General features: G+C 69.1%; 16 protein-coding genes, 1 tRNA gene, 1 other RNA gene and 1 pseudogene. 5 read left to right on the forward strand and 14 right to left on the reverse strand.

The window, feature by feature from the left end; genetic code table 11:
• Positions 1-42: 42 nt before the first annotated feature.
• A pseudogene (locus tag ACFOWZ_RS46845) lies at positions 43-465 on the forward strand (DedA family protein); the annotation flags it as partial.
• A 20-nt stretch (positions 466-485) separates the two neighbouring features.
• Here ACFOWZ_RS46845 and ACFOWZ_RS46850 read toward each other — a convergent pair.
• The 6 genes from ACFOWZ_RS46850 to ACFOWZ_RS46875 all read right to left on the reverse strand — a co-directional run bounded on the left by ACFOWZ_RS46850 (position 486) and on the right by ACFOWZ_RS46875 (position 6,932).
• A complete protein-coding gene (locus ACFOWZ_RS46850) occupies positions 486-1,043 on the reverse strand; it encodes a TetR/AcrR family transcriptional regulator (RefSeq protein WP_382380995.1) in 558 nt (185 codons plus the stop codon).
• Positions 1,044-1,165: 122 nt separating this feature from the next.
• Positions 1,166-2,272 (reverse strand): ABC transporter ATP-binding protein, encoded by a 1,107-nt coding sequence (locus ACFOWZ_RS46855; protein WP_382380997.1) that lies wholly within the window; start codon positions 2,270-2,272, stop codon positions 1,166-1,168.
• A complete protein-coding gene (locus tag ACFOWZ_RS46860; RefSeq protein ID WP_382380999.1) occupies positions 2,269-3,267 on the reverse strand; it encodes an ABC transporter ATP-binding protein in 999 nt (332 codons plus the stop codon). Before ACFOWZ_RS46860 ends, ACFOWZ_RS46855 begins: the two co-directional genes overlap by 4 nt.
• Before the next feature lie 6 nt (positions 3,268-3,273).
• The gene (locus tag ACFOWZ_RS46865; RefSeq protein WP_382381002.1) at positions 3,274-4,200 is read right to left on the reverse strand and encodes an ABC transporter permease; all 927 of its coding nucleotides are present in this window, start codon (positions 4,198-4,200) and stop codon (positions 3,274-3,276) included.
• A gap of 5 nt (positions 4,201-4,205) precedes the next feature.
• On the reverse strand, positions 4,206-5,210 hold the full coding sequence (locus tag ACFOWZ_RS46870; protein ID WP_382381004.1) for an ABC transporter permease: 1,005 nt from the start codon (positions 5,208-5,210) through the stop codon (positions 4,206-4,208).
• A gap of 42 nt (positions 5,211-5,252) precedes the next feature.
• A complete protein-coding gene (locus tag ACFOWZ_RS46875) occupies positions 5,253-6,932 on the reverse strand; it encodes an ABC transporter substrate-binding protein (protein WP_382381006.1) in 1,680 nt (559 codons plus the stop codon).
• Between the two features lie 216 nt (positions 6,933-7,148).
• Between ACFOWZ_RS46875 and ACFOWZ_RS46880 the strand changes: the two genes are divergently transcribed.
• Positions 7,149-10,427: an AfsR/SARP family transcriptional regulator gene (locus ACFOWZ_RS46880; protein WP_382381008.1), complete on the forward strand. Its 3,279-nt coding sequence runs from the start codon at positions 7,149-7,151 to the stop codon at positions 10,425-10,427.
• Here ACFOWZ_RS46880 and ACFOWZ_RS46885 read toward each other — a convergent pair.
• From ACFOWZ_RS46885 to ffs, 5 genes are all read right to left on the reverse strand, one after another.
• Positions 10,406-10,927, reverse strand: coding sequence for a uridine kinase family protein (locus ACFOWZ_RS46885; RefSeq protein ID WP_382381010.1), 522 nt, complete (start codon positions 10,925-10,927; stop codon positions 10,406-10,408). The two genes, ACFOWZ_RS46880 and ACFOWZ_RS46885, sit on opposite strands and share 22 nt — an antisense overlap.
• Complete coding sequence (gene recR / locus ACFOWZ_RS46890; RefSeq protein WP_030469505.1) at positions 10,924-11,532, reverse strand: recombination mediator RecR; 609 nt, start codon at positions 11,530-11,532, stop codon at positions 10,924-10,926. The genes ACFOWZ_RS46885 and recR overlap by 4 nt, the downstream gene beginning before the upstream one ends.
• A 27-nt stretch (positions 11,533-11,559) precedes the next feature.
• A complete protein-coding gene (locus ACFOWZ_RS46895) occupies positions 11,560-11,862 on the reverse strand; it encodes a YbaB/EbfC family nucleoid-associated protein (RefSeq protein ID WP_035911413.1) in 303 nt (100 codons plus the stop codon).
• 577 nt (positions 11,863-12,439) lie between these two features.
• On the reverse strand, positions 12,440-14,476 hold the full coding sequence (locus tag ACFOWZ_RS46900) for a DNA polymerase III subunit gamma and tau (RefSeq protein ID WP_382381013.1): 2,037 nt from the start codon (positions 14,474-14,476) through the stop codon (positions 12,440-12,442).
• Positions 14,477-14,507: 31 nt separating this feature from the next.
• An RNA gene (ffs, locus tag ACFOWZ_RS46905) (signal recognition particle sRNA small type) lies at positions 14,508-14,602 on the reverse strand.
• Between the two features lie 112 nt (positions 14,603-14,714).
• Here ffs and ACFOWZ_RS46910 point away from each other — a divergent pair.
• Complete coding sequence (locus tag ACFOWZ_RS46910) at positions 14,715-16,448, forward strand: beta-N-acetylhexosaminidase family protein (protein ID WP_382381015.1); 1,734 nt, start codon at positions 14,715-14,717, stop codon at positions 16,446-16,448.
• Here the strand turns inward: ACFOWZ_RS46910 and ACFOWZ_RS46915 are convergent.
• The 3 genes from ACFOWZ_RS46915 to ACFOWZ_RS46925 are packed head-to-tail and all read right to left on the reverse strand — an operon-like array spanning position 16,430 to position 18,473.
• Positions 16,430-16,963: a maleylpyruvate isomerase family mycothiol-dependent enzyme gene (locus ACFOWZ_RS46915; protein ID WP_382381017.1), complete on the reverse strand. Its 534-nt coding sequence runs from the start codon at positions 16,961-16,963 to the stop codon at positions 16,430-16,432. The two genes, ACFOWZ_RS46910 and ACFOWZ_RS46915, sit on opposite strands and share 19 nt — an antisense overlap.
• A 2-nt stretch (positions 16,964-16,965) precedes the next feature.
• The gene (locus tag ACFOWZ_RS46920; protein ID WP_382381019.1) at positions 16,966-18,141 is read right to left on the reverse strand and encodes an RNA polymerase sigma factor; all 1,176 of its coding nucleotides are present in this window, start codon (positions 18,139-18,141) and stop codon (positions 16,966-16,968) included.
• Entirely contained in the window at positions 18,141-18,473 is a 333-nt protein-coding gene (locus ACFOWZ_RS46925) for a YciI family protein (protein ID WP_382381021.1), read from the reverse strand. Before ACFOWZ_RS46925 ends, ACFOWZ_RS46920 begins: the two co-directional genes overlap by 1 nt.
• A 129-nt stretch (positions 18,474-18,602) precedes the next feature.
• On the opposite strand from ACFOWZ_RS46925, the gene ACFOWZ_RS46930 reads away from it, so the two are divergent.
• Together ACFOWZ_RS46930 and ACFOWZ_RS46935 are read left to right on the forward strand one after the other, a co-directional pair.
• Positions 18,603-18,687 (forward strand) — tRNA-Ser (locus tag ACFOWZ_RS46930).
• 58 nt (positions 18,688-18,745) lie between these two features.
• A complete protein-coding gene (locus tag ACFOWZ_RS46935) occupies positions 18,746-19,399 on the forward strand; it encodes a GOLPH3/VPS74 family protein (protein WP_382381023.1) in 654 nt (217 codons plus the stop codon).
• The last annotated feature ends 118 nt before the right edge of the window (positions 19,400-19,517 follow it).

The raw sequence follows: 19,517 nt of genomic DNA on the forward strand, positions 1-19,517 counted from the left end.
CAGGTCGGGATTGTTCATCTGCGTCACGTACGTTCACGGATCATGAGCACCACAGCCGCCAGTCTCGTCGTGCTGTTCCTGGTCGCCGTCGTGCCACTGGCACCGACGGAGGCCGTGCTCATCGGCGCCGGTGTCCTGGCTGCGTCCGGTGAGGTTCCGCTGTACCTCGTGGTCGCGGTCGCCGCGGCCGGCTGCCTGATCGCCGACATGATCAACTTTACCGCAGGTCGGCGGATGGGCATGAAGGCGCTCGACAAGGTCAACAAGAACGCCAGGGCGCGGGCCATGGTCGTGTGGACCGCGGACCAGCTCGCGTCCAAGGGCGAGACCATCCTCATCGCGGCGCGGTTCCTGCCCGCGGGCGGGATCGTCGGCGCGTTGCTGGCGGGTGCGCTGAAGTGGCCGCTGCGCAGGTTCGTGCCGGTCGCCGCGGTCGGGTCGACGCTGTGGAGCGTCTACCCCGCGACCGTCGGGTACATCGGCGGTCAGATCATCGACGACGCCTGGCTCGCGATGCTGCTGTCGTTCGCCGTGGCCACGCTCATCTCCATCCCGGTCGGCATGGCCATCCGTGCGCGCAACGCCAACCGCACCCTCTCGTACGCCGAAGCGTCGTCGTAGAGCACCGCGAACCGGTCCGCGGCGGACAGGAGGGCGTCGAGCTCGAACGCCAGCTGCGCGTCGCCGGTCAGCCGTTCCAGCAGTGAGAACCAGCGCAGGGTGAAGAGCATCAGCACCTCGCGCACGCGGCCGGGGCGGGCGGCGAACTCCGAGCGCGTCACCACGAAGAAGCAGCCGCCGGGGAACACGCGGCGCTTCGAGTAGTCGAGCCAGCGTTCGCACAGGTCCAGCGCGGTGCCACCGGCGGTCACGACCTCGCGCGCGAAGATCTCCGCGGCCGTGTGGATGGTCGCGATCTGCAGTTCTTCCTTGGCGCCGAAGTGCGAGAACACCCCGCTCTTGCTCATGCCGAGCTCGACCGCGAGCCGCCCGATCGTGACTCCTTCGAGCCCCTCGACGGACGCGATCTCAGCAGCCCTCACCAATATCGCCCCACGACTGTCCACCCCGCCACTGGACCACCCCGCCCTAGAGCCCCAATTGACGATGAACGGCGCTTTTGTGCACCTGAGGTGCACAAAAGCGCCGTTCATCGCTCACCCGATCAGGGGTTGAGGGCCTCGGTTACTGAGGCTGGGCCCACCAAGGGGACGTCTGGGGAGATGCCGTCGTCCTCCTCGACCAGGATCGGCTTCACCTCGTGCGGCTGGATCTCGCCGGACTGGATCTGCTCGGCCCAGTGGCACGCCACCTTGTGACCCGGCTTGAGCTCGCGCAGCGCCGGGCGTTCGGTGTCGCACCGGGTCTGCTGGCGCCACGGGCACCGGGTGTGGAACCGGCAGCCGTTCGGCGGGTTCGCGGGCGACGGGAGGTCGCCGGCGAGCAGGATCCGTTCGCGCCGGTCCTCGACCACGGGGTCGGGCACCGGGATCGCCGACAGCAGCGCCCGCGTGTACGGGTGCAGCGGTTCGGCGTAGAGGTCCTCGGACGTGGCCTCCTCGACCAGTCCGCCGAGGTACATCACGCCGACCCGGTCGGAGATGTGCTTCACGACGGCGAGGTCGTGCGCGATCACCAGGTAGGTCAGGCCGAACTGCTCCTGCAGCTCTTCCAGCAGGTTCACGACCTGGGCCTGCACCGAGACGTCCAGAGCGGACACCGGCTCGTCGGCGACGATCAGGTCCGGGTTGAGCGCCAGTGCGCGGGCGATGCCGATGCGCTGCCGCTGACCGCCGGAGAACTCGTGCGGGTACTTGCGCAGCGACGTCGTCGGCAGGCCCACGGCCGACAGCAGCTCGCGGAGCCGCTTCGACGTGGATTCCTTGCCCTCGTCCAGGTCGTGCGCCCGCAGGCCCTCGACCAGGATCGACTCCACGGACTGGCGCGGGTCGAGCGACGACAGCGGGTCCTGGAAGACCATCTGGATCCGGCGCCGCATCTTGCGCAGCTCCTCGCCCTTCAGGGTCGAGAAGTCGTGCCCGTCGAAGACCATCTTCCCGGCCGTGGGCTCGTTCAGCCGCAGCATCGCCCGCCCGAGGGTGGACTTGCCGCAGCCGGACTCGCCGACCAGGCCGTACGTCTCGCCGCGCTTGATCTCCAGGTCGACGCCGTCCACCGCGTAGACGTAGCCGACGGTCTTGTCGAAGAAGACGCCCCGTTTGATCGGGAAGTGCACCTTCATGTCCTGGACCGAGACCAGGGTCTCGCTCATACCGGCACCTCCTCGGCGGCGGGAGTTCCCGGCACCACCGGGTTGTGGCAGCGGAGCAGGCGACCCAGCTGGTCTTCTTCCGCGGGCGTGACCTGAACGCAGACGTCCAGTGCGTTCGGGCAGCGGGGTGCGAACGCGCACCCCTCCGACCACGGGATGTTGTCCGCGACGGAACCCTTGATCGGCGTCAGCTTCTCGCCGGGCGCCGCGTCCAGCCGCGGGATCGACGCGAGCAGGCCGTGCGTGTACGGGTGGCGCGGCTCGGCGAAGAGCTTGTGCCGCATGGCCTTCTCGACCACCTTGCCGCCGTACAGCACGTTCACCTCGTCGCACAGGCCCGCGACGACACCCAGGTCGTGGGTGATCATCACGAGTGCGGTGCCGAGGTCCTGCACCAGTTCCTTCATGAGCGACAGGATCTGGGCCTGGATGGTCACGTCCAGCGCCGTCGTCGGCTCGTCCGCGATCAGCAGCTTCGGCCGGCACGCCAGCGCGATCGCGATGAGCGCGCGCTGCCGCATGCCGCCGGAGAGCTGGTGCGGGTACTCCTTGAGCCGGCGGTTGGGGTCCGGGATGCCCACCTTGTCGAGCAGGTTCTTCGCCTCGATCATGGCCTCCTTGCGGGGCATGCCGCGGTGCCGTTCGAGCACCTCGGTGACCTGCAGGCCGATCGGGACGACGGGGTTGAGCGAGGACAGCGGGTCCTGGAAGACCATGCCGAGATCGCGGCCACGACGGTCGCGCATCTCCCTGTCCGAGAGCTTCAGCAGGTCCGTGCCGTCGTAGGAGACGGTGCCGGTGATCTTGGCGCCGCGCTTGGGCAGCAGACCCATGATCGCCAACGATGTCACCGACTTGCCACAGCCCGACTCGCCGACGAGACCGACCGTCTGGCCGGGCTCGACGTCGAAGCTGACGCCGTCGACCGCGCGGAACGGCTCCTCGCCCTTGCGCTGGAACACGACGGTGAGGTCACGAACTTCGAGCAGTGCCACGACGACTCACCGCCTGTTCTTCGGGTCGAGGGCTTCGCGCAGCGTCTCGCCCATGAGCGTGAAGCCGAGCGCGACGATGATGATGCAGATCGCGGGCCACGCGGCGAGGTGCGGGTGGGTGTCGAACACCTTCTGCACGTCACCGAGCATCTGGCCCCACTCCGGCACCCGGTCGTCCGGATTGCCGAGGCCGAGGAACGACAGCGCCGCCGCCTCGATGATCGCGGTGGCGAGCACCAGCGTGGACTGCACGATCACCGGGCCGAGCGAGTTCGGCAGCATGTGCCGGAACACGATCGCGCCCTTCTTCACGCCGAGCGCCGTCGCCGCCAGCACGTGGTCGCTGTGCCGTTGCGCCAGCATCGAACCGCGCAGCAACCGGGCGAACACCGGGATCTGCACGATCGCGACCGCGAGGATCACGGTGAACTGGCTCGGCCGCGCGAACATCGCCGCGATCGAGAACGCCAGCAGCAGCGACGGCAGCGAGAGCATGACGTCGACCAGACGCATGACGGCCGAGTCGACCCAGCCGCCGATGGCGCCCGCGAGCGTGCCCAGGATCAGGCCGCCGGACAGGCCGATGATCGTCGCGCCCACACCGACGATCAACGTCTGCTGCGAGCCGACCAGCAGTCGCGACAGGAAGTCGCGGCCCTGGAGGTCACCACCGAGCGGGTGGCCCGGCTGCGCGGGCGGGATCTCGTTGCGCGCCTTCACGACCTGGTCGATCAGCATCGGGTCGGCGGGGTTGTGCGGGGCGAGCCACGGCGAGAGCAGCGAGATCGCGATGAAGATGCCGATGATCACCGCGCCGGTGAGGAACACCGGGCTGCGCCGCAGCCTCTTCCACGCGCTCGCGGCCAGCGAGACACCCGCGGTCCCGGCGAGACCGTCGATCTTGTCCTTCTTGGAGGAAAGTCCGAGAACCACAGCGCTCACCTCGTCCTGATGCGCGGGTCGATGAGCGCGTACGACAGGTCGACCAGCAGGTTGACCACGACGTAGACGATGGTGGCCATGATGATCAGCAACAGCAGCACCGGGTAGTCACGGCGTTCGAACCCGATGGCGAGCGCCTCGCCGACACCGGCGAACGAGAACACCTTCTCGGTGAGCACCGCGCCGGACAGCAGCGCGCCCGTCTGCAGACCGATCGTCGTGACGACCGGCAGCATCGCGTTGCGCAGCACGTGCCGGCGGCGGATCACCGGTGCGGTGAGGCCCTTCGACTCGGCCGTGCGCACGAAGTCCTCGTCGAGCACGTCGAGAACGGCCGCGCGGGTGATCCGGAAGATCACCGCGAACGGGATGGTGGCCAGCGCGATCGCGGGCAGGATCAGGTGTTCCAGCGCGTTGAACGTCGCGTCCCACTCACCGGTGATCATGCCGTCGAGTGTGAAGAACCCGGTCACGCGCGTGGCGTCGATGGCGTCCTGACGACCGCTGGACGGCAGTCCGAGGCCGGAGGCCGCCACGTCCTTGAGCACGTAGGCCAGGAAGAACACCGGAACGGCGACGCCGATGAGCGAGCCGACCACGCTGAGGTTGTCGAACCAGCTGCCGCGGCGCTTCGCGGCGAGGTACCCGAGCGGAACGCCGATCGCGATCGCGATCAGGATCGCGAAGAAGCTCAGCTCGAGCGTCGCGGGGAACCGCTGGAGGAAGATGTCGAGCGCCGAGTCACCGGGCTGAACGCCGGTGGAGACGCCGAAGTCACCGGTCGCCGCGCGACCGAGGAACTTGAAGTACTGGACCACGATCGGCTGGTCGAGGCCGAGCTGCTTGGTGAGGGCTGCGCGCGACTCCGGCGTAGCGCGTTCTCCCAGGAGGGCCGAAACCGGCCCTCCTGGGAGAAGTCGCAACCACGCGAAGAGCAGCAGCGAGAGCACCAGCACCACGCCGACCAGCTGAATCAGCCGTCGAATGGTGTAGCGGAGCACTTGAGCTACCCCGTTGTTCTCTTGTGGTGGGAGCTATTCAGCTCAGCCCTTGGAGGCCGGGCCGAACTTCTCGTCGGTCAACGGGCTCGGGACGACACCCTTGATGTCCGACTTCAACACCAGAGCGGGCGGGGAGTGCGAGATCGGGATGGCCGGCAGGTACTCGTCCATGATCCGCTTGTTGATGTCCTCGTACAGCTTGGTGCGCTTGCCCTCGTCCGGCTCGGAGTTGGCCTTGGCCAGGTCGTCCTTCAGAGTGGCGCCCCACGCCGACACACCGGTGTTGAAGCGGTTGTCGGTGCGGCCGAAGAAGGTGCCGACCCAGTTGTGCGCGGTGCCGTTGTCACCGGTCCAGCCGAGCAGGAACAGGTCCGGGATGCTGTTGTCGACGTCGGTCAGGTAGCCACCGTTCCACGGCTTGGTGACGACCTCGAACGTGATGCCGGCCTTCTCCAGGTCACCGGAGATCGCACCGAAGAGGTCCTTCGGCGACGGCATGTACGGGCGAGTGACCTCGGACGGCCAGTAGAACTTCAGCTTGAGGTTCTCCGCACCGGCCTCCTTCAACAGGGACTTGGCCTTCTCGAGGTCGTAGCCGACGGCCTTGATGTCCTTGTTGTAGCCGTTCACGGTCTCGGGCATGAACTGCGTCGCGACCTTGGCGCCCTCGGGCAGCTGCGACTTGACCAGCTGCTCGCGGTTGATCGCGTACATGATCGCCTGACGGACCTTGAGGTCGGCGAGCTTCGGGTTGTTCTTCTGGTTGATGCCCAGGTAGAACACGTTGAACGCCGGACGGATCGCGACGTTGAAGCCGTCGGACTTCAGACCGGCCCAGTCGGCCGCGTTCGGCAGGTCGTAACCGTCGATGTCGCCGGCCTTGAGCGCCTGCTTGCGGGCGGTCTCGTCCGGGATGATCTTGAAGACGATCTTGTCCAGCTTGGCCTTGTTGCCCCAGTAGTCCTCGTTGCGCACGAGTTCCACCGTGTTGTTGGCCTTGTCGTACTTGCCGAACTTGAACGGGCCCGTGCCGGTCGGGTGCTCGTTCGCGTAGGCCGGGTAGGTGAACGCGTCACCGGCGGCCACGACGTTGTCGGCGTCGTACTTCTTCAGCGCCTCGGGGCTGGAGATCGAGAACGACGTGAAGCCGAGGACCGACGGGAACTGCGAGGTGACCTCGTTCAGCTCGATGACCGCGGTCTTGGCGTCCTTGGCCGTGCAGGACTTGTACAGCGAGGGCTTGTCCGGCGTGTCCTTGAACCCGCCGAAGTTGTCCAGCCAGTACTGCGAGACGGCGTCGCTCTGCCCGGCACCCTTCTGGTTGTACCAGCGCTCGAAGTTGAAGCAGACGGCCTCGGCGTTGAAGGCGGTGCCGTCGTGGAACTTCACGCCCTCCCGGAGGGTGAAGGTCCACGTCTTGCCATCAGCGCTGGGCTCGTACTTGCTCGCCAGAGCGGGCTCGACCTCTGCGGTGCCCGGCTTGAAGCCGACCAGGCCCTCGTACATCTGACGGGCGACGCGGAAGGTCTCGCCGTCAGTCGCGTAGAACGGGTCGAAGAGCTTCGGCGCGCCGGCGGCGCCGAAGGTCAGCGTGCCGCCTTCCTTGCCGCCGCCGCCTGAGTCGCGCTGGGATTGCGCGCAACCGGACAGGGCGAGCGCGCTGACGCTGAGGAAGCCGATCGCGGCAACCCAACGGCGGCGAGCCGTTACTGAGTGGACCATCAAACACCCCTTGGACAATCCGCACATCTCACGGTGTGGTCGCCGACCATAACCGTTGTAGATACCCCCACCGGGGTTACTCAGGTCACGATCCGGCCACTAGACCAGGCATTCTGATACGTCCGGCGCATGCCCGCTGACCCAACGTGAGCACGTCAGATGCGTCGAACGCTCTCCTAGGCTGTAGAAACGACAACGACACGCGGAGGAGGTCGCATGAACAGGCAGGTCGAGTTCCGCGTGCTCGGCCCCCTCCAGGTCCTCATCGACTCCGAACCACTGCTGGTCCGCGCGGGTCGCCAGCGGGCGCTGCTGGTGTCGTTGTTGCTGCGTGCGGGCACTTCGGTGTCCGTGGACGAGCTCGCCGGGAACGTGTGGGGCGACGAGCCCCCTGCCCGCGCGCGAGCCACTCTTCAGACGTACGTGATGCGTCTCAGACAGCTCCTCGGGCCGTCGGTGCCCATCCGGACCGTCCCGGACGGCTACCTGATCGACGTCGACGAGAAGACCATCGACCTGATGCGCTTCGAGCCGTTGATCGAACAGGGCGAGCAGGAGCGCGCTGCCGGAAACCTGCAGGCCGCCTCGGCCGCGTTCGCCGCCGCCCTGGGGCTCTGGCGAGGCCCGGCGCTGGTCGACGTGCCGTCGGAGATCCTGCACCGCGACGAGGTGCCGCGCCTCGACGAACGCCGTCTGCACGTGCTGGAACGCCGGGTCGAGGTCGATCTCGAACTGGGCCGTCACGGCGAGCTCGTCGCGGAGCTGTCCCGGCTGACCAGCGAATATCCGCTGCGCGAGCGGTTCTGGGCGCAGCTGATGGTGGCGCTGTACCGCTCCGGCCGGCAGAGCGAGGCGCTGGCCGCCTACCAGCGCGTTTCCCGGTTGCTGGGCGACGAGCTGGGCATCGACCCCGGTGACGAGCTGCGGCGCGTGCACAGCCAGGTGCTGTCCGGGTCGATCGACGCGGTGGCCGCGGCGTCGCCCGGTGCGCCGGTCGTGGCCGCGAAGCCCGAACGGGTCGTGCCGTCGCAGCTGCCAGCCGACATCCCGGACTTCGTCGGCCGCGACGAGGCGGTTTCCCTGATCATCGCCCTGCTGCGGACCGCGCAGGGCGTGCCGGTCGTGACGCTGGCCGGACCGCCGGGCGTGGGCAAGACGGCGCTGGCCGTGCACGCCGCGCACCGGATGCGGGCGGACTTCCCGGACGGCCAGCTGTACGTCAACCTGCGCGGATACGCCCCCGGCCCGCCGCTGAGCGCCGTCGACGTGCTGCCGCGGTTCCTGCGCGCGCTGGGGACCGAACCGGACCAGGTGCCGCTCGACCAGGACGAGCAGGAGGCGATGTTCCGGTCGACGCTGACCGGCCAGCGCGTGTTGCTGCTGCTCGACAACGCGTCGTCGGCCGAGCAGATCCGGCCGCTGCTGCCCGGCTCGCCGGGGTGCGCGGTGCTGGTGACCTCCCGGGACACGCTGCGCGGCCTGGCCGTCTCGCACGCGGCGTCGAACGTGCGGCTCGACGTGCTCGACTGGAACGAGACGCAGTCACTCCTCGCAGGCATTTTGGGTGCGGACGAAGTCGCGTCCCAGGAGGACGCCGCACTCGAGCTGGCGAAGCTGTGCGCGCATCTGCCATTGGCTTTGCGTATCGCTGCCGCGAACCTGGTGTCGCGTCCCGAACTGTCCATTGCGGACTACGTGGAGGAGCTCCGCGCGGGCAACCGGCTGGCGGCGCTCGCGGTCGAGGGCGACGAGCGGGTCGCGGTGCACGCGGCGTTCGACCTGTCCTACACGGCTCTGAAGCCCGAGCTGGCGCACATGTTCCGGTTGCTGTCGCTGGTGCCGGGCACGGACTTCACGCCGGAGATGGCCGCGGCGCTGTCCGGACTGACCACACAGGACGCCCGCCGCCGGCTGGACCGCCTGGCGACGGCGAACCTGATCGCGAACCACGCGCCGTCCCGCTACCAGTTCCACGACCTGCTGCGCGACTACGCGGCCGAACGTCTGGCCTTCGAGGACGGTCGCGCCGACTCCAGGATCGCGCTGCGGCGGTTGGTGGACTGGGCGGTGCGCTCGGTCGACAACGCCACGTCGGCGATGAAGTCGACGCTGTTCCGCTTCCCACGCCCGGCCCCGCTCGACGGCGTGCTGCCGAGGACGTTCAGCAGCTCCACCGAGGCGCTGACGTGGCTCGACGTCGAACGCGCCAACCTCGTGGCCCTGGTGGCGCACGCCGTGGAGCGGGATCCCGAGAACTCGCCGTGGCAGCTGGCCGACGCCCTGCGCGGCTACTTCTACACGCAGGGCCTGACCGCGGAGTGGCGCGAGACGGCCAAGGCGGGCCTGCTCGGCGCCCGCGCGCCGCGCGACGAACTCGGCCAGCTCGCGATGCTGTCGTCGCTGGGAACGCTCTACTGGGTGACGGGCCAGCACCGCAACGCCCTGGGTTACTACCAGCAGGCCATCGCCCTGCAGGAGCACATCGACCTGCCGGAGGCCGAGGCGGCGGTGCTGTCCAACGCGGGCAGCGTGAACATCGACCTCGGTGAGCTGGAACACGCCGCCGACCACCTCGAACGCGCCCTGGTGATCACCCGCCGGATCGGCGCGTTCCAGGTCCAGGCCAACGCGCTGTTCAACCTCGGCGGCGTCTACATGCAGCTGGGCCAGCTCGACCGCGCGGCGTCGACGTTCGAGGAGGCCCTGGAGGTCGGCACGCGCCTCGACTCGTGGATCACCCAGGCCAACTCGATGCGCGCACTGGGCGAGGTGCACGCGTGGCGGGGCGAGCCCGACCTGGGCGCCTCCTACTTCGCGCAGGCGAGCGAGCTGTACGAACGCGCGGCCGCCCGCAACTTCGGCCACACCATGCACGAGGGCATGGCAATCACGCTGATCATGCGCGGCCGGTACGACGAGGCCGCGGTCGAGGCGTCGGCCGCGATGCAGATCGCCCAGGACCTCGACAACGCCAAGAGCGTCTGCGACGCGATGAACCTGCTCGGCCGTGCCCTGGAGGGCGCGGGCCGCTTCGAGGACGCCGTGGAGCAGTTCTCGTCGGCACTGACGATCGCTGTGGAGACCGGTTACTCGTGGGGCATCTGCTCGGCGCGGCGCGGTCTGGCGGCCGCGTACCGAGGCAGCGGGCGGTACGAGGAAGCCCTGTCGATGGCCACCTCGGCGTTGGTCGAGGCGGGACGTTCGCAGTTCCGCCTGGCCGAGATGGAGGTGCTGCTCGTGCTCGGACGCATCCACCTCGACACCTCGGACGCCTCCCGTGGCCTGGAATGCGCGTTGCGCGCAGCCTCGGTCGGCTCGGACTCCGGCCACCGCTGGGTGTTCGGACGCGCCCTGCTGCTGGCCGGCGACGCGTACGGCGCGCTGGGCGACATCGACGCGGCCCGGACGCACTGGTCGTCCGCGTTGGAGGTGTTGAGCGCGATCGGAACGCCGGAGGCCTCCGTCGTCCGCGCTCAGCTCGAGGTGACGACGTAGTCCGCTCTGGCCTTCGTCTCGTCGACCGCGAACCAGCCTCGTTCGTACTGCTGCCAGCGGATGAAGTGTTCCCTTTGGTTCTCACCGTCTCGAGCGACGGCGCGTTCCAGCCGGGTCGCTTCGTCTCCGTGGTCGACGAAGATCGCCAGGCTCAGCCTTGTGGCGTTCGCTTTCCTGGCTGACGAGAAGCCTTCCAGGATGATGGTCCCTTGTGGACCGATCGTGACCTCGTCGCCTTCCGCTACGCACGGAAAGCCTTGGGACCAGTCGGTTTTGCGGTAGCGACCTGTTTTTCCTTGTGCGACTGCGTCGAGGGCCTGGGTGAGCCGCGGCCACCACTGCGTCGTCGGGTCGTCCCAGGTCGCGAAGTGGTCGGTGCTGATCAGCTGGGCGTTCAGCTGCTCGGCGAGGATCTTGGCGAACGTCGACTTGCCCGCGCCGGACGGGCCGTCCACCGCGACCAGGCGAGTGGTGCCGAGTCGCGGTGGACTGTGCTTCACATGCTCCGGCGACCAGATAGCGCACGCCCCAGGGTGAGCTCGTCCGCGAACTCCAGGTCGCCACCCATCGGCAGACCGCTGGCCAGCCGAGTGACGGTGAGCCCCGGGAAGTCCCTGAGCATCCGGACCAGGTAGGTGGCCGTGGCCTCGCCCTCGGTGTTGGGGTCCGTGGCGATGATGACCTCGGAGATGTCCACGCCGTCGGTGGTCGTGCCGATCCGGTTCAGCAGCTGCCGGATGCGGAGCTGGTCCGGCCCGACACCGCTCAACGGGTCGAGCGCGCCACCCAGGACGTGGTAGCGCCCTTTGAACTCCCTGGTGCGCTCGATGGCCTGGACGTCCTTCGGCTCCTCGACCACGCAGACCAGGCTGAGGTCGCGCTTGGGGTCGCGGCAGATGCGGCACCTGGTCTCGGCGGACACGTTGCCGCAGACGTCGCAGAAGACGACGCCTTCCTTGACCTTCTGGAGCGCGTGCTGGAGCCGCTCGATGTCAGCCGGTTCCGTTGCCAGGAGGTGGAAGGCGATGCGCTGGGCGCTCTTGGGGCCCACGCCTGGGAGTCTGCCCAGTTCGTCGATCAGGTCCTGTACCGGGCCCTCGTACATCTCTCTGCCCGTTTCGTTCGCGCTCGGTTATCCGAGCAGTCCGCCGAGGCCGCCCTGGGCCAGTGGGCCGAGCTTCTGCTCCACCAGGCTCTGCGCCTTCTGGTTGGCGTCCTTGATCGCGGCGATCACGAGGTCCTGGAGGGTTTCGACGTCCTCCGGGTCGACGATCTTGGGGTCGATGGCGAGGTTGACCAGCTCGCCGCCGCCGGTGACGGTCGCGGTGACGAGGCCGTTGCCCGCGTTGCCGGTGACCTCGGTGTTGGCCAGCTCTTCCTGGGCGGTCGCCATCTGCTGCTGCATGTTCTGGGCCTGCTGGAGCAGGGCCTGCATGTCGAACTGACCGGGTTGCACCGCGTGGTCCGTCCTCTCCGGTGGTTTTGTGTGTCTCCAGCGTACGGGGGTGGGTTTTTCTGGGCGCATCGGTTGCTTTGGTCGTCCCCCTTGGTGCGTTGGCGGCTGCCGGTTTCGTGTCCGAGGGGTGGTCTTGTGGCGTGCTGCCGTGCCTGTTGCGTGCTTCCCCTTGTCTGGGGCTCCGGCCCCAGGGCTCCGGCAAAGTTCTCGGCCATCGCCTATGAACGGCGCATTTGTGCACGTGAGGTCGACAGATGCGCCGTTCATGCCAGGGACTAGGCCCGCGTGGTGGATGAAGGGAACCTTCATCCACAGCGCGTGGTGTGTGGGTGCGCTCTCATCGGGCAGATCGGGCGGGCTGGGACTTTGCCGGCGCCGTCGGCAGGCTGATGGCACGCCTGTGGCGTTGGGCGACTTGCTGTTGCGTAGGTGGTGTGGGGTGGTCCCGTCACGAGTCGCGGCCGAGGCGCCGGTGTGCGTTCCCGACGCGCTCGCGTTGCCTGGCCACTCGCCTTGCGCCGCCGCGTTTTGCTTGCTCGCGGCGGTGGCTCGGAGGTCAGGCCTTTTTGAGCGGGCGGGCGCCCAGTTCGTCGGCCAGGAGCTTGAGCATCACGGCTTCCGGGTCTTGGGCCTCGTTCACGCTGTCCGGGTCGACCGGGCGGGCGGCTTCGGCCAGCATCGCCTCTTCGTCGTCGGGTTCCGGCGGGAGGGGTTCGTCTGGCTCCGGGGGCTCCGGGGGCGGTGGGACGTCGTCTGCCGGCGGGCGTGGGGCCTGGCGTTGGGGCTCCGGTTGCCTGGCGTTCTGGGCCGCCTGGCTCGGGCGGGTCGGGGCAGGGCGTGGGGCCTTGGCGGGGGCCGCGGCCTGGGGGGCGGCGCTGGGGGTGCCGTGGGTGCAGCGGACCTGCCAGGTGCCGCCCAGGACCGTGGCCAGGGCGTTGGCGATGGCCTCGGTGTTGCGGGGCTCTGCCAGGCGGCGGGCCAGGGGGGCCGAGGTGTGGGTGATGGTGACGACGTTGCCGTCCACCTCGCTGACCATGGCGTTGGTCAGCATCGCCTCGGTGCTGCGGCTGGAGGCGCGGACCGCGGCGAGCAGCTCCGACCAGACTCGGCGGACTGCCGTCGCGTCCATGCCGCCGGTGGTCGGGGCGGGTTCGGGGGGTGGAGCTGCGGCCTGGGGTGGCGCGGCGACTGGAGTTGGCGCGGCAGCCGGGGGCTGAGCGGCCGGAGCGGGCGCAGGCTGACTTGGAGCTGTCGGACGCTGAACGGGAGCGGCGGCCTGAGGCGCGGGGGCCGGTGCGGGCGGGGCCTGGCGGGGCGGTTCCGCAGCCGGTGGTTGTGCGGGCGCCGGGTCCGTCGGCTGTTGCGACTTGCGGGTGAAGACCGGGCCGCCGGCAGGCGCGGCTGCCTGGGGCTCGCCCGGTGCGGCGATGGCGGCTGGTGGGCGGCGTTCCAGCTGTTCCAGGCGTTGGAGCAGGGCTGCTTCCGACTGGCTCACCGACGGGAGCAGCATGCGGGAGACGAGGAGTTCCAGCAGGAGGCGCGGGGCCGTGGCGCCGCGCATTTCGACCAGGCCCGTGTGGACGATCTCGGCGTAGCGGGTGAGGGCCGCCGGGCCGATTCGCTGGGCCTGGGCCGATATGGTGGCCAGCTCGTCTTCCGGGGCGCTGACCAGGTTGCGGTCGGCGGCGTCGGGAACGGCGCAGAGCAGGACCAGGTCGCGGAGGCGGTCCAGGAGGTCCGAGGCGAAGCGGCGGGGGTCGTGGCCGGCCTCGACCAGGCGGTCGATGGTGCCGAAGACCGCGGCGCCGTCGCCTGCCGCGAGGCCGTCGATCACGTCGTTGATCAGGGCCGAGTCGGTGACGCCCAGGAGCGTGATGGCCCGCTCGTACTTCACGCCGTCCGGGCCCGCGCCGGAGAGGAGCTGGTCCATGACCGACTGGGTGTCGCGGGCCGAGCCGCCGCCCGCGCGGATCACCAGCGGGAAGACGGCCGGTTCGACGGCCACGCCCTCGGCCGCGCAGTTGCGTTCGAGCAGGCCGCGCATCACGCCGGGCGGGATCAGGCGGAACGGGTAGTGGTGCGTGCGGGAGCGGATGGTCGGGAGGACCTTGTCCGGCTCGGTGGTGGCGAAGATGAAGATCAGGTGGTCCGGCGGCTCTTCGACGATCTTCAGCAGGGCGTTGAAGCCCTGCGTGGTGACCATGTGGGCCTCGTCGATGATGAAGACGCGGTACTTGGACTCGGCCGGGGCGTAGAAGGCCTTGTCGCGGAGGTCGCGGGCGTCCTCCACACCACCGTGGGACGCGGCGTCGAGCTCCACCACGTCGACGCTGCCCGTGCCGTTCGGCGCCAGGCCGATGCACGAGTTGCACTCGCCGCACGGGTCGGGTGTCGGGCCCTTCACGCAGTTCAGCGAGCGGGCCAGGATGCGGGCGGACGACGTCTTGCCGCAGCCGCGCGGGCCGCTGAACAGGTACGCGTGGTTCACCCGGCCCGCCGCCAAGGCGACACGCAGGGGATCGGTCACGTGCTCCTGGCCGACGACCTCGGAGAACGTGGCCGGACGGTACTTGCGATACAGAGCGAGCGCCACGCCGCAGACAGTACCGGTGGGCACCGACACAAAAAGGGGACCCCGTGCACCCACCAGAGCCCGCTTATCCTTGCTGCCTTCCGGCCCTGGGGAGGTTCGCGAGATGTGTGCCGCACGAGGTCCGCAGCAAGTGTAGCGAAGGGTTCGACTCGAACGGGTGTTCGAGTTGCCCACAGTGTTGTCCCCACCTGTGGACAACACTCACTTGCCACACCCCGAGTCGGGCAGACTGGCGATCATGCGCAAAAAAGGCCTCATCTTCGCGGCCGTGATCGTGCTGGTGGCGGCGGGTGCGGCCGGGTTCTGGGCCGCACGGGAGAACGCCGCTCCCAAGCGCGCCAGCGACGTGGACGTGTGGCCAACGCCTCAGGCGAGCGAACGCGTGGGCGACGACGTCCCGATCCCCGCTTCCGTCACCGTCGAGGGTGATGTGGAGGCGATCACCCGTCAGGTGGTCGAAAAGGCACTGACAGGTGGCAGCGGTGACGGCAAGCTCACGGTTCGGTTCCGCACCGACAAGTCGCTGACGGCCGAGGGCTACGCGCTGAACGTCGGGCGGGACGAGATCGACATCGCCAGCGCGGACCCCTCGGGTGCGTTCTACGCCGTGCAGACCCTCCGCCAGCTGGTCAAACAGGGCAAGGTCCTGGGCGTGAAGATCGACGATCACCCGTCGCTGCGCCTGCGCGGCATCGTCGAGGGCTTCTACGGACGGCGCTGGACCTACGCCGAGCAGCAGGAGCAGATCGACTTCGCCGCCTCCGTGAAGTCCAACTCGTACGTGTACGCCCCCAAGGACGACCCGTACCACCGCGACCGCTGGCGCGAGCCCTACCCGGCCGACCGCCTGGCCGAGCTCGGTGAGCTGGCGAAACGGGCCGCCGTCTCGCACGTCCAGTTCACCTACTCGCTCGCTCCCGGCCTCTCCATGTGCTACTCGAAGGACTCCGACCGCGACGCGATCCAGGCCAAGCTCGCGCAGCTGCACAGCTCGGGCATCAAGTCGTTCGCCCTGCTGCTCGACGACATCGACTACGCGAAGTGGAACTGCTCCGAGGACCAGGCCGAGTACGGGCCGCCGAACCGGACGAACGCCGCCCGCGCGCAGAACGACCTGCTCAACGACACCGCGCTGACCATCCGCAACCAGATGCCGGACGTCGGACCGCTGATCACCGTGCTCACCGAGTACGGCGACATCACCCCGACGCCGTACAAGAGGGTCTTCCGCGACGGCCTGGACAAGTCCGTCGTGGTCATGTGGACCGGCACCGCGGTGGTGCCCAGGGCGATCACCAGGAAGGAGTCGGAGCGCGCCAAGGAGCTGTGGGGCCGCAAGACCCTGATCTGGGACAACTACCCGGTCAACGACTACCCGGACGCGGCGGGGCGGCTCTTCCTGGGCTCGTACTCGGACCGCGAACCGGGCCTGCAGGTCGAAGGGCTCCTCGCGAACCCCATGAGCCAGGCCTACGCGAGCAGGGTCGCGATGTTCGAGATGGCCGACTACGCCTGGAACGACCAGGCGTACGACGAACACCGCTCCGAGAACGCCTACGCCCGGCTGCTCGCGGGCGGCGACGAGAAGCTGACGACGGCGCTGCTGGCGTTCTTCGACCTCAACTCGTGGACGGCACCGCGCCTCGCCGCGGAGCTCGACGAGTTCACGGAGAAGTGGCGGGCCGGGGACAAGGGAACCGCGGTGGCCGGGTTGCGGGCCTACGCGGACGTGCTGGCCGGCGCCGCGAAGCTGATCCGGGAGAAGGTGCACCCCGGGTTCGTCACGGACTCCGCGCCGTGGCTCGACCAGTCCGAGCTGCTCGGCAAGGCGCTCCAGGCCACCGCGGACGGGCTGGGCGGCAACCACGAGCGCTTCGCCGACTCCGACGAACTGGTGAAGCGGCTGGACAAGAAGCTGAAGACGGGCGACGGCAAGCTGGAGAAGTTCCTGGATCAGGCGCCGGAGATGTGACGTCCGGTGGCGAGCATCAGCAGGTCGGGGGCGGGCAGGTCCGGAACCCCCGATTCGCGGAAACGCTTGCGCGCACCCCAGAACGGGCTCTTCAGCACGTGCTCCAGGGCGGCCCGGGCCGGTTCGAGCGGCATCTCTCGGACGCGGCCCAACGGCCGGGCGATGTCCTGGCCGTGCACGAGGAAGTCCACTAACGGATCGATCGGAGCGGCCATGGGCGCCCGCTTCGGCGACCCGGCCGTCTCCCGGATCTGCGCGATCAGCTCCGGCCGCGTGAACCGCGCGGCGATCGCGCGAGCCTTCTCGTCCTCCATGCGGTTCCAGTCGAACCGCGCCTTCACCGTTCCCGCGAGCACATCACGCCACCCGGTTCGGGTCGACGTGGTCAGGTGAGCGGCCATCTCCTGCATCGTCCAGCCGGTGCAGAGCGTCTCGCGCCGCCACTCGTCGTCGGTCAGGTCTTCCAGCAGGTCGGCGACGCCCAAGCGTTCCGCCTCCAGCCACTTCATGATCATGATCACCCCTCGACGACGCTGAGCCTGCGACGCAGGAAGTCCTGTTCGGATTCGGTGCCCGCGAGCGCGATCGCCTCGCGGTAGGCCTGCGCGGCCTCCTCGCAGCGGCCCAGGCGGTGCAGCAGGTCGGCGCGGGCCGCCTGGAACGGGTGGTAGTCGCGCAACCTGGGTTCGCCGGCGAGCTCGTCGAGCAACGCGAGCCCTGCCGCCGGACCGTCGCGCATGGCGACGGCGGCGGCCCTGTTCAGCGCGACCACCGGTGACGGTGCCAGGCCGTCCAGCACGTCGTAGAGCGCGACGATCTGCGGCCAGTCGGTGCTCGCGAAGTCCTCGGCCTGGTCGTGCAGCGCGTTGATCGCGGCCTGCACCCCGTACGGACCGTGACCGCCGGTCAGCGCCAACTCGGTGAGCGCACCGCCCTCGGCGATCATGTCCTGGTCCCACAGCGTGCGGTCCTGGTCTTCCAGCAGCTCAGCGCGCGCGTCCCTGCGCGCGTGGACGAGCAGCATCAACGCCAGCAGGCCCGTGACCTCGCGTTCCCCCGGCATCAGCGAGCGCAGGATCCTGGCCAGCCGGATCGCCTCGTCCGCGAGATCCGTGCGCTGGGCCGCGTAGCCCTCGGTGAAGATCGAGTAGACGGCCTGCAGCACGCCGGGCAGGCGTTCCGGCAGCTCGTGCGGGTCCGGCACGCGGAACGGGATGCGCGCCTGGCTGATCTTCTTCTTCGCCCGCACGATCCGTTGCTGCATCGTCGTGACCGGCACCAGGTAGGCCCGCGCGACCTCGGGCGTCGTGAAGCCGGCCAGGCAGCGCAGGACCAGGGCACCCCGGTCCTCCGCCGCCAACGCGGGGTGCGCACACGTGAAGAACAACTCCAGCCGCTCGTCCGGCAGCGCGTCCGTCGTCGGCGGATCCGCCCGGTCGACCTCCACCTGCAACAACGCCAGGCGCGCCGCGTAGGCCTGGTCGCGGCGCAAGCGGTCGACGGCCTTGCGGCGCGCGGTCGTGAGCAACCACGCGCCGGGCCGGTCCGGCACCCCGTCCACCGGCCAGTGCCGCAACGCCGCCTCGATCGCGTCGGAGGTGACCTCCTCGGCGAGGTCGAGGTCGCCGAAGCGCTTGACCAGGGTGGCGAGCAGCCTGCCGCGTTCCTCCCGGAACACCTGCTCGACGTTCATCAGAACTCGGCGATCGGCCTCACGACGACAGCGCCGCCGTCACGTGAACCCGGACACTTCGCCGCCCACTCCAGCGCCGCGTCGAGGTCCGGGACGTCGATGATCTCGTAGCCGCCCAGCACCTCGCGGGTCTCGGCGAACGGTCCGTCGGTGACCGTCCGCTTGCCGTCCTGCCCGACCTGGACGGTGGTCGCCGTGACGAGGTCGGCGAGCGAGTGGCCGGAGACGAGCACGCCCGCGTCCCGCATCTCCTTCTCGTGGGCGATCCAGTCCTCGACGGTGCAGCTGGCCTGCTGGTCAGCGGCCGCGTAGATCATCAGCATGTACTTCACGAGTGTCCTCCTCGGTCGGTCTTACGGGATCACGACGAGCGGGCACACGCCAGATCGACACCGCCTCCGAAGTTTTTTCGGCGACCCCCGTTTTGGGTCGCGGAACACCCGTCCGGTAAGGTTCTCCACGGAGGATTCGCATAGCGGCCTAGTGCGCACGACTGGAAATCGTGTTGGGTTCACCCCCTCACGGGTTCAAATCCCGTATCCTCCGCTCGCTGCGGAAGGGCGTCGACTTGCAACAGTCGGCGCCCTTCTGGCGTTATGAGGCCATGCTGCCCGAAGATCTGATGCTGCTCTTCCTCGACGAGGAGACCGGCCGCGTGCTCATGGACACGACGTCCATCCACAACGCCCTCGCCGGCGCCGTGCTGCTGGAGCTCGTCAACTCCGGACGGGTCGCCTTCGACGCGGACGGCAAGACGCTCGCTGTCGTGGACCCGGCACCGCTGCCCAACGAGTTCCTGCAGGAGTCGCTCAGCAGGCTCACCAAGCCGATGAAGCCGCAGCAGGCGGTCGAGAAGCTGCGGACCCACGTGCGGGACAACGTGATGGCCCAGCTGGAGGGCCGGGGCGTGCTGTCCGTCGAGAAGACGAAGATGCTCGGGATCTTCCCGACGACGAGCTACGTGATCCAGGACCCGCAGGCGGTCAGCGACCTCAGGGACGCGGTGGGCAACGTCGCACTGGGGCATCGCGCGCCGGACGACCGCACCGGGGCGCTGATCTCGCTGCTGTACGCGGTGAAGGCCCTGCACAAGGTGTTCGACGGCGACCGGCGTGAGATGAACGCGCGGGCGAAGGAGATCGCCGCCGGGAACTGGGCCGGGGTCGCGGTGAAGAAGGCGCTGGAGGCGGTCCAGGTCGCGCTGATGGCGATGATGGTGGCCACGACGGTGGCCGCGACTTCGGTGAGCAGCAGCTGAGGTGCTGCCAGCGGACGCCGGAGCGATGTTGATCGAGCTCGTGCACTCCGGCCGGCTCGCGTACAGCGGGCAGCTTCGGGTTGCCTCGCCGACGGGCACTCCCCCGCGGTGGTGGCGG

It is taken from the genome of Lentzea rhizosphaerae (assembly GCF_042649515.1).
In the GTDB taxonomy this organism is placed as follows: domain Bacteria; phylum Actinomycetota; class Actinomycetes; order Mycobacteriales; family Pseudonocardiaceae; genus Lentzea; species Lentzea aerocolonigenes.

What these genes read in the sequence shown, in the direction of transcription:
- ACFOWZ_RS46855 (WP_382380997.1), bottom strand. Translation starts at nt 2,272, where the DNA reads ATGAGCGAGACCCTGGTCTCGGTCCAGGACATGAAGGTGCACTTCCCG.
- ACFOWZ_RS46875 (WP_382381006.1), bottom strand. Translation starts at nt 6,932, where the DNA reads ATGGTCCACTCAGTAACGGCTCGCCGCCGTTGGGTTGCCGCGATCGGC.
- ACFOWZ_RS46880 (WP_382381008.1), top strand. Translation starts at nt 7,149, where the DNA reads ATGAACAGGCAGGTCGAGTTCCGCGTGCTCGGCCCCCTCCAGGTCCTC.
- recR (WP_030469505.1), bottom strand. Translation starts at nt 11,532, where the DNA reads ATGTACGAGGGCCCGGTACAGGACCTGATCGACGAACTGGGCAGACTC.
- ACFOWZ_RS46895 (WP_035911413.1), bottom strand. Translation starts at nt 11,862, where the DNA reads ATGCAGGCCCTGCTCCAGCAGGCCCAGAACATGCAGCAGCAGATGGCG.
- ACFOWZ_RS46910 (WP_382381015.1), top strand. Translation starts at nt 14,715, where the DNA reads ATGCGCAAAAAAGGCCTCATCTTCGCGGCCGTGATCGTGCTGGTGGCG.
- ACFOWZ_RS46915 (WP_382381017.1), bottom strand. Translation starts at nt 16,963, where the DNA reads ATGATCATGAAGTGGCTGGAGGCGGAACGCTTGGGCGTCGCCGACCTG.
- ACFOWZ_RS46920 (WP_382381019.1), bottom strand. Translation starts at nt 18,141, where the DNA reads ATGAACGTCGAGCAGGTGTTCCGGGAGGAACGCGGCAGGCTGCTCGCC.
- ACFOWZ_RS46935 (WP_382381023.1), top strand. Translation starts at nt 18,746, where the DNA reads ATGCTGCCCGAAGATCTGATGCTGCTCTTCCTCGACGAGGAGACCGGC.